Raw genomic sequence first — 12,127 nt, forward strand, 5'->3', positions numbered from 1 at the left:
TCCAAGTATGAGTGTGGTATTGACGCGGCGAGTGTAGGCAGCGATGAACGCTGTTTCAACAGGAACCGTGCCTGGATGGCAACACAGACAGGATCGGCAGCGCCTGAGCGCGCTTTTCTAGGGCCTGCATAGACAAAACCCGGCGCAAGGCCGGGTTTTGTATGCAGCAAAGCTAGCGGTCCAATTAGTTCTGGACGTTCAGCTCGGTACGACGGTTCTTCGCACGACCTTCCGGATTGTCCGAACCATCCGGGTTGGTGTTCGGAGCAATCGGACGGCTCTCGCCGTAGCCGATCGGGCCGACCAGACGCGACGCATCGACGCCGTTCTTGGTCAGGTAGTCGTACACGGTGGTCGCACGACGCTCGGACAGCTTCTGGTTGTACGCGTCGGTACCCTTCGAGTCGGTGTGACCGGCAACCTCGACCTTCAGGTCGGGGTAACGCTTCAGGATTTCGGTCGCTTCGCTCAGGATCGAGACGGCATCCGGACGCAGGGTCGACTTGTTGAAGTCGAAGTTCACGCCCTTCAGGTCGATCGAGACAGGAACCGGGCAACCGTCCGGACCGATGGTCTGGCCAGGCTGCGAGTTCGGGCACTTGTCGTCGCAGTTGTTGACGCCGTCACCGTCGTCATCCAGATCGGCGCAGCTCGGAGCAACCGGAGCCGGAGCCGGCGGCGGAGCGGTCGACGGAGCCGGTCCCAACGGGATCACGACGCCGACCGAAGCCAGCACGTCACCGAACCAGTCTTCGCGCGGAGCGGCAACGCTCTGGTCGTTGAAGTCAGCGCGGTAGGCCAACTCGGCACGCACGGCGACGCGCTTGTCGAAGGTGGTCTGCAGACCGACACCAGCCTTGGCGGCAAAGTTGCCGTCCTTCTGCTGGCCCGGCGAAACCGGGTTCGGGGTCGCGTCGAATTCTTCTTCCGAACGCTGGTAGCCCAGGCCGAACAGCAGGTAGGGGTTCCAGCCGCGGCCTTCCTGGATGAAGTGGCGACGCAGGTCGAACGAGATGCCGTACTGGCTCCAGTTCAGATCCTGGTTGGCATCGAAGTTCGGGTTCTGATAGTTCAGCTCACCGTCGATCGACCAGTTCGGGCTGACGAACTTGCCCAGACCCAGGGTGACGAACGGGGCATCATTGGTCAGGCGATCGCTGTCCTGGAAGTTGAAGCCAGCGCTACCGGTCAGGTACCAACGGTCGTCGAACTCCTGCGCGGAAGCAGCCTGGGCAACTGCCAGACCGCCGAGCAACGCGGCAGTGAGAATTTTCTTGTTCATTTATACAGCTCCTTCTTTGGGAGATAAAACCGATAGAGGCGTTGTGCTTGGTAAAGATGCTCGTCACATCCAGAGCCATCGGGGCGCAGATTAAGCCGGCCTCGGTGAAGATCGCGTTAACGGTCATATAACATGTGAAAGCAATCACCGGGTCCCGCAACGCCAAGCAATACTACGTATACAGCTTCATGAAGGAAAGGACCGCGCGCCCAAATCGGATAACGCACCTGCATGAACCGCAGCCCAATTAAGTCACTTGAATACGCTTTCAGGCTGACTGGTTTTTAGCGTTCCAGGCGGCCTCGAAAACTACATTGGTGAACGCCAGGCCCCGTCCGAGCTGAATTGTGGGGTCGGTGATTGCGGGCGACTTGCTCCACAACGCACCCTGAACCTCCCGCTCTGGAGCGCTCCAATGAAAGCTGTCGCCCTCACCCGCCATCTTCCGATCGACGATCCCGAATCGCTGCTTGATATGGAACTTCCGACACCTGCGGCGCCGTCGGGGTATGACTTATTGGTGCGGGTGGAAGCGATCTCGGTGAACCCGGTCGATACGAAGGTGCGCGCGCCCACGCCGCAACCGCTGCACGCGCCGAAGATCCTGGGTTACGACGCCGCCGGGGTGATCGAGGCGGTTGGCCCGGAGGTCACCGCCTTTGCGGTCGGCGACGAGGTCTACTACGCCGGCGATATCGGGCGGCCGGGCAGCAATGCGCAGTACCAGCTGGTGGACGCCCGCATTGCCGGATGCAAACCGACCTCGCTCAGCTTCGCGCAGGCGGCCGCGTTGCCGCTGACCACTCTGACGGCATGGGAGCTGCTGTTCCAGCGCATGCCCTTTTCGTTCGACGGTGCACGCAATCGCGGCAGGCATCTGCTGATCATCGGCGGCGCTGGTGGCGTGGGCTCCATCGCGATCCAACTGGCGCGGCATGCCGGATTCACGGTGATTGCCACCGCATCGCGTCCTGAGAGCATCGAGTGGGTTCGCCAAATGGGTGCGCATCACGTGATCGATCATCACCAACCGCTGCAGCCGCAACTGTAGGCGCTGGGGCTGGACACGGTGGACGCGGCGCTCAATCTGGCCGACACCGACCGCTACTGGCAGCCACTGGGCGAAGTGCTGGCGCCGCAGGGCCATGTGGGCCTGATCGTGGAGCCGCGCGGACCGTTGCCGATCGGCGACCCCTACAAATCCAAGTGCATCGGCATCCATTGGGAGCTGATGTTCACGCGCGCGCGCTACGCGACCGAGGACATGGTCGAGCAGCACCGTATCCTCAACCGGGCAGCCAGCCTGATCGATGCCGGCGAACTGCGCACCACGCATACCGAGACGCTGTCGCCGATCAATGCGCAGCAGCTGCGCGAGGCGCATCGTCGGCTGGAAAGCGGCAGCACGATCGGCAAGCTGGTGCTGGCCGGCTGGTAAGGCGGCCGGCGGGCCAAGGTCGCTGCCCCGATGCCCTGGTGCGAAAGGCGCCTGCGCATCGAAGCGCGCCTGTGCGGGCGGCAGCACAGGCGTGGTGCCGAACGGGCGTCTGCAGCATCGGCGCGCCGCTGCATGCACCAGGACTTGCCGCCAGACCGGTTTGCCGGCATCGTGCGCAATCCGTACGCAAGCGTATCCACATCATGTCGCCCGCCACCGGCCCCTCCGCCTTGTCCTTCCCGCACCTGTTCACTCCGCTCGATCTGGGCTTCACGCAATTGCGTAATCGGGTCCTGATGGGCTCGATGCACACGGGCCTGGAAGACCGTGCGCGCGACTTCCCCAGGTTGGCGGCGTATTTCGCCGAGCGCGCCGCCGGTGGCGTGGGCCTGATCGTGACCGGTGGGTTTTCGCCCAATGTGGTGGGCTGGCTCAAGCCATTCGGCGGCAAGTTATCGTGGCCGTGGGAAGTACGCCCGCATCGCCAGGTCACCCGCGCAGTCCACGAACACGGCGCCAAGATCTGCCTGCAGCTGCTGCACGCTGGGCGCTGTGCGTACCACCCGCTGTCGGTTGCGCCGTCCAGGCTCAAGGCACCGATCAACCCGTTCACTCCGCGTGCGTTGTCGGCCGGCGCGGTCGACCGGCAGATCGCCGCGTATGCGCGTGCCGCGCGGCTGGCGCGCGAGGCAGGCTACGACGGCGTCGAGGTCATGGGCTCGGAAGGCTATCTGATCAATGAATTCACCGCCGCGCGCACCAATCGGCGCAGCGACGCGTGGGGCGGCGATGCCAGCAAGCGCATGCGCTTTGCGGTGGAGATCGTGCGACGCATCCGCGAGGCCTGCGGGCCGGACTTCATCATCATCTATCGGCTGTCGCTGGTGGATCTGGTCGAAGACGGCAACCAATGGCAGGAAATCCTGGCGCAGGCACAGGCGATCGAAGCGGCCGGCGCGACCATCATCAATTCCGGTATCGGCTGGCACGAAGCGCGCATTCCCACCATCGCCACCTCGGTGCCGCGCGCCGCGTTTGTCGGGGTCACCGCCAAGCTCAAACCGCATCTGCGCATTCCGGTGGTGGCCACCAACCGCATCAACATGCCGGAGGTGGCCGAGCGCATCCTGGCCGACGGTGCCGCAGATATGGTGTCGCTGGCGCGGCCGCTGCTGGCCGACCCGCAGTGGACCAATAAAGCGCGCGCCGGGCAGTCGCACACCATCAATACGTGTATCGCCTGTAATCAGGCCTGCCTGGATCATGTTTTCGACAACAAGCTGGCCAGCTGCCTGGTCAACCCACGTGCCGCACACGAGACCGAACTCAACTACACCCCGACTGCCACGCCCAAGCGCATCGCCGTGGTCGGGGCCGGCCCGGCCGGTCTGGCCTGCGCGACAGTGGCGGCAGAACGCGGGCACCGGGTGACCTTGTTCGAGGCTAGCGATGCGATCGGGGGGCAATTCAATGTCGCCAGGCGCATTCCGGGCAAGGAAGAATTCAACGAGACGTTGCGTTACTTCGGCCATCGCATCGAAGCGACCGGCGTGCAGCTGCGTCTGAACACCCCGGTACAGGCGGCCGATCTGAAAGACTTTGACGAAGTCGTGCTGGCAACCGGCATCGAGCCGCGCAAGGTGGATTTCCCCGGTGCCGATCATCCGATGGTGGTGAGCTACCTCGACGTGGTGCTGGGCCGCCACGTGGCCGCCGACAAGGTGGCGATCATCGGTGCCGGCGGCATTGGCTTTGATGTCGGTGAGTTTCTGGTGCACACCGGCCAATCGCCTGCGCTGGATCCGCAGCGCTGGATGGCCGAATGGGGCGTAGACCCGAACTTCGAAGCGCGCGGTGCGTTGACCAAACCGCAACCCGAGCGCGCCGCCCGCCAGGTCTGGTTGTTGCAGCGCAGCTCCGGTAAGCCTGGTGCACGCCTGGGCAAGACCACCGGCTGGATCCACCGCGCGACGCTCAAGGCCAAGGGCGTCAAGATGCTCGGCGGCGTGGAATATCTGGGCGTGGACGATGCCGGCCTGCGCATTCGCGTGGAAGGCAGCGAACAGCTGCTGGATGTCGGTACGGTGGTGGTGTGCGCCGGGCAGGAGCCGCGTCGCGAGTTGCTGGCTGCGCTGCAGGCCAATGGCCAGCAGCCGCATTTGATCGGTGGCGCGGACGTGGCGGCCGAACTGGATGCCAAGCGCGCGATCAACCAGGCAAGTCGGCTGGCCGCGACCCTGTAACGGGTTTTCGAAGACGGCGTCACCACGACGCCGTCGTTGTGTTCGCGTCCTGGCTGCACCGCTGACGTGCATGCGGCGCGACCGACGCCGACATGCACGCGGATGTGGCGGTCTGCAACGCCCGTTCTTTTTCTTGTCGTGCGGCTCGGCGATATGTGCCCGATGCATCGTCACCGCGCGCACTGCCGCCTGCCATATTGCGTGCCTGCACGACAGCACATTTCGACACGCGCCTGCCTGGTAGACGGCCGGGCACTTCGCGCACCTGAAACGCGCTCGGGTCGATGCTTGTTTCTTGCGTTGTCGATTCGCAGTTACCGCGAGAGCATCAACGCGGTTATGGGATGCGAATACACCGCACGCTTTGTCACTTGGACAAGGAATTTCGAAAGCTGCATGCGCGCGCTGCCGACAGTGCGTGCTGCACTGACTGCAGCACCTGGCGCCTCATCGCCTCCTTCGCCTTGGCGTCCATTCGTTTTGAAACTTATGTGCCTGGCACTTCTGCACTTGAGCTTCTTCGTGCTCTTGCGCGCATAAGCAGGCGACCTCGGAACCCATCGCAACGCACTAGGGCGCATCCCTGGCGCATCGAATGATCGACGAGCTGTCGAAACATGGTCACGCATCCTCCGAACGTCATGCAGTGACGGAAATCGCGTCGTAATGGCAGATAGCTTTCGCTGCAGCGGATGGCGTCTGTGCTGCTTCCGATGGCGTTATCAGCAAGATGCGTCGAGACCGCGCATCTGTACGCATCCAAGATGATGTCTAAATCGCCAAGACTGCAGCACGACGATGTATCTCGGACACGTAGCACTTCCGCCATCGCTGGCGTCACCGCAACGCTCGTTTTTCTCGCGCATCCGTGGTCGATGTACGAAACCAATTGCGTAACTCAACTGGACAACACAACAACGCGTGACGAGCGCGTGTAAGAAAAATTCGCTTATGCGGAGGGTGCTTTTTTGGCCGCCAGGCGATCTTCCCAAACCAACGCGCAATGCCGCAGCGTGCGCGATGTGGCAAAAAATTCAGGCAACACAACAGTCGCTGCAACGATGCGACGCAGATTCGATGTTGCGATGCACGCGAGGCTTGTGTGCAGCGCCATGCGTTGCGGGCGGTTGCAGTCGTCAACCCCTCTCATTCAGCCGCGATTGTGTGATCGACGCCTACCTTGCGCCAACTTTTTGACCCACCGCATTTGGTGGGCGCCTTCGGCAGATGGTCTTTCGCCGAAGCATTTGGCGACCGGTGGCAGGTCGCCTCCCCATGACGCCAAGCCCTCTGCACTGGTGCATCCACATTGGATGCTCTGCGGACCGGCCCATACGGAGCAAGGAGTTCTATGAAACTTGTTTGGATACTCTGGCTGTCGCATGTGTTGCCGCAGCCAGCCGCAGATTCGCTGTGTTTGAGCACGACCGTCTATCTGGAAGCGCGCGACCAGACCTTGCGTGGCCAACAGGCCGTTGCAGAAGTTGCGTTGCGTCGCCTGGATAGTGGTTTGTGGGGCGATTCGATGTGTCAGGTGGTCACTGCACGCAAGCAGTTCGCGCCGACGATCGTCGCGCCAGGCACGCAGCTGAAGAACGACGATGCCTGGAACAAGGCATTGGGCGTGGCACTGGCGGCGCAGCGCAACTGGGCATTGCCGGTTGGCCAACGCAAGGAGATCGTGCCGGGCGCCAGCCACTTTGCCGCAAGCGCAATTGCGAGCCCCAGCTGGCGTAATGCCTATCAGGTGGCCACCATCGGCGACCACACGTTCTATCGCGTGCAATCGCTGCGCCCGCGCAACGCGTCCTGAGCGCGGACTGTCGCGGTATCTCTGAGCGTCATACGTCGCTGGGATCGTTGATCATCGAGATGCAGTGCCGCTGCGTTTGACGTGTTTCAAGCGCCTATCTCAAGACGCTCATGCGTCGCATACAACGGACACGCTGCACGCATGGCGATCGACCGGCGCGGCAGCAAGCCTTATCAGGCACCGACTCGCTTCCTGCGCCCGGACAGGTTGCAAAGAAGAGCCTGACCAGGCCGGAGCCGCCACGTGCGCGCTGCCAGTTCGGTGATGCCGTTCATATCGGCGCGACACCAGCGCGAGCGAGCCATGGGCCAATGAGCGGCGCCCTGCTGAAGCCCAATTCCCGCTGCGCGCTTCACACGGCATCGTCTGCCCGCTAAGCTTGGGTCTTCATTCCCGCGTAGATCGTCCATGAAGCTGTATACCAAGCCCGGCGCTTGTTCGCTGGCAGATCACATCGTGTTGCGTTGGTCGGGGCTGCCGTTCGACCTGAGTGTGGTCGATGCGGCAACGATGAAATCTCCCGAGTATCTGCGTCTGAATCCAGCAGGCTCGGTGCCATTGCTGATGGTCGACGATTGGGCACTGACCCAGAATGCAGCCATTCTCAATTACATCGCCGACATCGCACCACTCACCGGCCTATCCGGCGATGGCACCGCGCGCAGCCGTGCCGAGATCAATCGGTGGATCGCCTTCGTCAATGCCGACGTGCACCCCACCTTCAAGCCGATCTTCGGCAGCACCGCGTATCTGCAGGACCCGGCGCTGATTGCGCGCAGCCAGGACGATGCGCGCAGCAAATTGCGCACGCTGTACGAGCGCGTCGATGCGCATCTGCAAGGTCGCACCTGGCTCGCCAGCGACAGCCACACCGGTGCCGATGCGTATTTGTTCGTCACCTTGCTGTGGGCGCAGAAAGTTGCGGTGAATCTGGATGGATTGAATGCGCTGCAGGCGTTCGTGCAACGCATGCTGGCCGATGCCGATGTGCAGGCTGCACTCAAGGCCGAAGGCCTGGCCTGACCGCGCAGTCTCTGCCACGCGAGGCGCAATAAAAAAAACGCCGGGCAATGCCCGGCGTTTTCATAACAGCAGTGACCGAATAACTCAGCCCAGCAGATGCGCCACGCCGCTGCGCTCTTCTTCCAGCTCGGCCAGGGTCTTGTCGATGTACTTCTGGCTGAAGTCGTCGATCGGCAGATCCTTGACGATGGTGTACTTGCCATTTTCGGTGGTGACCGGGAAGCCGAACATCACGCCTTCCGGAATGCCGTAGGAGCCGTCCGACGGCACGCCCATCGTCACCCACTTGCCGTTGGTGCCCAGCACCCAGTCACGGATGTGGTCGATGGCGGCATTGGCGGCGGAGGCGGCCGAGGACAGGCCACGCGCTTCGATGATCGCTGCGCCGCGCTTGCCCACGGTCGGGATGAAGGTGGAAGCGTTCCACTCCTGGTCGTTGATCGCATCACCGACGGAGGCGCCATCGGCGGTGGCGAAACGATAATCCGGGTACATGGTCGGGCTGTGGTTACCCCACACCGCCAGCTTCTCGATGCCGGCCACCGGCTTGCCGAGCTTGGCCGAGAGCTGGCTCAGCGCGCGGTTGTGGTCCAGGCGCAGCATGGCGGTGAAATTCTTCGGGTCCAGGTCCGGCGCCGACTTCATGGCGATGTAGGCGTTGGTGTTGGCCGGGTTGCCGACCACCAGCACCTTCACGTCGCGCTTGGCGACCTTGTTCAGGGCCGCGCCCTGTGCGGTGAAGATCTCCGCATTGGCCAGCAGCAGGTCCTTGCGCTCCATGCCCGGGCCGCGCGGACGCGAACCGACCAGCAGGGCGATATCAACGTCCTTGAAGGCCACTTCGGCGTCGTCGGTACCGACCATGCCGGCCAGCAGCGGAAACGCGCAGTCTTCCAGTTCCATCATCACGCCCTTGAGGGCGGCCTGGGCCTTCTCAATCGGCAGTTCAAGCAACTGCAGAATGACCGGCTGGTCCTTGCCCAGCATTTCGCCGGAAGCGATGCGGAACAGCAGGGCATAGCCGATCTGGCCGGCAGCGCCGGTCACAGCAACACGAACAGGTGCTTTCATGGGGTGTTTCCTCTGCTAAAAAACGTTGGTGGGGTCGCACGCTGGCGGGGCGCAGGGCCTGGCGGCGCGCGTTGACAAGCGAACGGCCGCACATGGCGGCCGTTCGACGGGATGCGATCAGGCGGCGAGGATCTTGTTCCACTCCGCAACGCGGTCGGCCTTGGCGGCCAGCACGGCGTCGGTGTCGCCTTCGATGGTGAGCGTATTGATGGTGTCGCCCTGGGCAACGCTATCGACCACGTCCAGGCCCTGGGTGACCTTGCCGAACACGGTGTGCTTGCCGTCCAGCCACGGGGTGGCGGTGTGGGTGATGAAGAACTGGCTGCCGTTGGTGTTCGGGCCGGCATTGGCCATGGACAGCACGCCGCGCTCGTGGCCGAGGCCATTGTTGGTCTCGTCTTCGAAACGGTAGCCCGGGCCGCCGCGGCCGGAACCTTCCGGACAACCGCCCTGGATCATGAAGTCGGCGATGACGCGATGGAAGCTCAGGCCGTTGTAGAAGCCGCGCTTGGCCAGGTTCACGAAGTTGGCAACCGTCAGCGGGGCCTTGTCCGGGTACAGCTCGACGACGATCGGGCCGCGGGAGGTGTCGAAAGTGGCGATCAGGGACATAGAAATCCTTGCAGGTTCTGGGGTGATCAATAGCCCGCTAGGATACACCCGGGTGCGTGGCCGGCCGCATGGGTACGACCATCGTTCAACGCTCCCGCCCGCCCGGCGCGCGGCCCGTCACGCTGGCTGAATGGGCGATCTGAATCGACTCCGGGCAATCGGCAACGGCAGCGCAACGAAACCGCTATAATGTCGGGCTTACCTCATCTCAAGACTGGCGCCAGACAGGGGCCCTTTCCGCATGTCTATCGAAAAACTCCGCAATATCGCCATCGTCGCGCACGTCGACCATGGCAAGACCACCCTCGTCGACTGCCTGCTGAAGCAGTCCGGCACCCTGTCCGAACGCACCGTGTTGGCTGAACGCGTGATGGACAGTAACGACCAGGAAAAGGAACGTGGCATCACGATCCTGGCCAAGAACACCGCCATCACCTGGCAGGGCAACCGCATCAACATCGTCGACACCCCCGGACACGCCGACTTCGGTGGCGAAGTCGAGCGCGTGCTGTCGATGGTGGACTCGGTGCTGATCCTGGTCGACGCGATGGACGGCCCGATGCCGCAGACCCGCTTCGTGACCCAGAAGGCCTTTGCGATGGGCTTCAAGCCGATCGTGGTGGTCAACAAGATCGACCGTCCCGGCGCGCGCCCGGACTGGGTGATCGACCAGGTGTTCGACCTGTTCGACAAGCTCGGCGCCACCGACGAGCAGCTGGATTTCCCGATCGTCTACACCTCCGCACTGAACGGCTACGCCAGCCTGGATTCGGACGTGCGCGAAGGCGACATGACCCCGCTGTACGAAGCGATCATGCAGCACGTCTCGGCCCCGGACGTGGACCCGGACGGCCCGTTCCAGATGCGCATCAGCCAGCTGGACTACAACAACTTCGTCGGCGTGATCGGCATCGGCCGCATCCAGCGCGGCACGTTGAAGAAGAACATGCCGGTCAGCGTGATCGACCGCGAAGGCAAGAAGCGCCAGGGCAAGGTGCTGCAGGTGCTGGGCTTCCTGGGCCTGGAGCGTATCGAGCAGGACACCGCCGAGGCCGGCGACATCGTGGCGATCTCCGGCATCCAGGAACTGACCATCTCCGACACCGTGTGCGCGCTCGATCATCCCGAAGCGCTGCCGGCGCTGACCGTGGACGAACCGACCATCTCGATGACCTTCCAGGTCAACAACTCGCCGTTCGCCGGCAACAAGGACCTGTCCGGCGGCAAGTTCCTGACCAGCCGCCAGCTGCGCGACCGTCTGGACCGCGAGAAGGTGCACAACGTGGCGCTGAAGGTCGAGGAAGGCTCGGACGCCGACAAGTTCCTGGTCTCCGGCCGTGGCGAGCTGCACCTGTCGGTGCTGATCGAAAACATGCGTCGTGAAGGCTACGAGCTGGCCGTATCGCGCCCGGAAGTGATCATCAAGGAAATCGACGGCAAGTTGATGGAGCCGATCGAGCAGCTGGTGGTGGACATCGAAGAACAGCACCAGGGCGGCGTGATGGAAAAGCTGGGCACCCGCAAGGGCCAGCTGAAGAACATGGAGCCCGACGGCAAGGGCCGCGTGCGCCTGGATTACATGATCCCGGCGCGTGGCCTGATCGGCTTCCAGAACGAATTCCGCACCCTGACCCAGGGCTCCGGCCTGCTGTTCCACGTATTCGACCACTACGGTCCGAAGGAACAGGGCGCCATCGCCAAGCGCCAGAACGGCGTGATGATTGCCAATGCACCGGGTGCGACCCCGGCATATGCCTTGGGGCCGCTGGAAGAGCGTGGCCGCCTGTTCGCCGCCGAAGGCGACAACGTGTACGAAGGCCAGCTGGTGGGTATCCACTCCAAGGACAACGACCTGACCGTCAACGCGATCAAGACCAAGCCGCTGACCAACATGCGCGCCTCGGGCAAGGACGATGCGATCAAGCTGACCCCGGCGATCAAGTACACGCTGGAACAGGCGCTGGACTTCATCGAGGACGACGAGCTGGTGGAAGTCACCCCCAAGGAAATCCGCCTGCGCAAGAAATTCCTGACCGAAAGCGACCGCAAGCGCGCTGGCCGTTCGGGCTGAGTTGTTGAGCTGACGCGTGAGTAACAAACCCTATAGCCCGGATCCGCGCGCGCATCCGGGACTGCATGTGATCGCCTTGCTTGAGGCGGTCAAGGGGACGCTTGCGCTGTTGGCGGCGACGGGCCTGGAAATTCTGGGCCCGCTCCCGCTGCAAAACGCGGTCATCACCCTGATCCGCCGCTTCAACCTGGACCCCGACCACGGCGCACTGCCGTCGTTGCTCAAGACCATCAGCCCCGACGCGGTGCATCTGGCCGCTGCCGCCATGCTGGCCTATGGCCTGCTGCATGTGGTGGAAGCCTGGGGTCTGTGGCGTGCCAAGGCCTGGGCCTCGGTGCTGGGCTGCCTGTCGGCGGCCATCTATCTGCCTTTCGATATCTACGCCATCGTGCGTCATCCCGGCTGGACCGCCTGGGGCGTGCTGGCGATCAACCTGCTGGTGGTCGGCGTGCTGGCACGCGACCTGGTGCGACGCCGCCGTCGCTGAGCCTGCCTGCCCGTTGGCGAGCACGTCCTTACGTTGTCACCCCGACGCAGCGCCGTTAGCCTGCGACTTCTCCCCGGGGACGACCAT

General features: G+C 63.3%; 8 protein-coding genes and 1 pseudogene. 6 read left to right on the forward strand and 3 right to left on the reverse strand.

Annotated elements, in window-relative coordinates:
• Positions 1 to 184: 184 nt before the first annotated feature.
• The gene (locus LN450_RS09880; RefSeq protein ID WP_008571649.1) at positions 185 to 1,282 is read right to left on the reverse strand and encodes an OmpA family protein; all 1,098 of its coding nucleotides are present in this window, start codon (positions 1,280 to 1,282) and stop codon (positions 185 to 187) included.
• 415 nt (positions 1,283 to 1,697) lie between these two features.
• Between LN450_RS09880 and LN450_RS09885 the strand changes: the two are divergent.
• From LN450_RS09885 to LN450_RS09900, 4 genes and pseudogenes are all read left to right on the forward strand, one after another.
• Positions 1,698 to 2,720, forward strand: a pseudogene (locus tag LN450_RS09885) (zinc-binding alcohol dehydrogenase family protein).
• A gap of 203 nt (positions 2,721 to 2,923) precedes the next feature.
• Entirely contained in the window at positions 2,924 to 4,963 is a 2,040-nt protein-coding gene (locus LN450_RS09890) for an NADPH-dependent 2,4-dienoyl-CoA reductase (RefSeq protein ID WP_011346552.1), read from the forward strand.
• A gap of 1,351 nt (positions 4,964 to 6,314) precedes the next feature.
• A complete protein-coding gene (locus tag LN450_RS09895; RefSeq protein ID WP_005915848.1) occupies positions 6,315 to 6,776 on the forward strand; it encodes a cell wall hydrolase in 462 nt (153 codons plus the stop codon).
• A 408-nt stretch (positions 6,777 to 7,184) separates the two neighbouring features.
• Positions 7,185 to 7,799, forward strand: coding sequence for a glutathione binding-like protein (locus LN450_RS09900; RefSeq protein WP_008571654.1), 615 nt, complete (start codon positions 7,185 to 7,187; stop codon positions 7,797 to 7,799).
• A gap of 84 nt (positions 7,800 to 7,883) precedes the next feature.
• On the opposite strand, the gene LN450_RS09905 is transcribed toward LN450_RS09900, so the two are convergent.
• The gene (locus tag LN450_RS09905) at positions 7,884 to 8,870 is read right to left on the reverse strand and encodes a malate dehydrogenase (RefSeq protein WP_008571655.1); all 987 of its coding nucleotides are present in this window, start codon (positions 8,868 to 8,870) and stop codon (positions 7,884 to 7,886) included.
• 117 nt (positions 8,871 to 8,987) lie between these two features.
• A complete protein-coding gene (locus tag LN450_RS09910; protein WP_011346549.1) occupies positions 8,988 to 9,482 on the reverse strand; it encodes a peptidylprolyl isomerase in 495 nt (164 codons plus the stop codon).
• Between the two features lie 241 nt (positions 9,483 to 9,723).
• Between LN450_RS09910 and typA the strand changes: the two genes are divergently transcribed.
• Positions 9,724 to 11,553, forward strand: a complete 1,830-nt coding sequence (typA, locus tag LN450_RS09915) for a translational GTPase TypA (protein ID WP_003486646.1) — start codon at positions 9,724 to 9,726, stop codon at positions 11,551 to 11,553.
• Between the two features lie 67 nt (positions 11,554 to 11,620).
• Positions 11,621 to 12,040, forward strand: a complete 420-nt coding sequence (locus tag LN450_RS09920; RefSeq protein WP_008571656.1) for a DUF2127 domain-containing protein — start codon at positions 11,621 to 11,623, stop codon at positions 12,038 to 12,040.
• Positions 12,041 to 12,127 lie beyond the last annotated feature (87 nt).

It is taken from the genome of Xanthomonas euvesicatoria pv. euvesicatoria, from assembly GCF_020880415.1.
GTDB classification, from domain to species: domain Bacteria; phylum Pseudomonadota; class Gammaproteobacteria; order Xanthomonadales; family Xanthomonadaceae; genus Xanthomonas; species Xanthomonas euvesicatoria.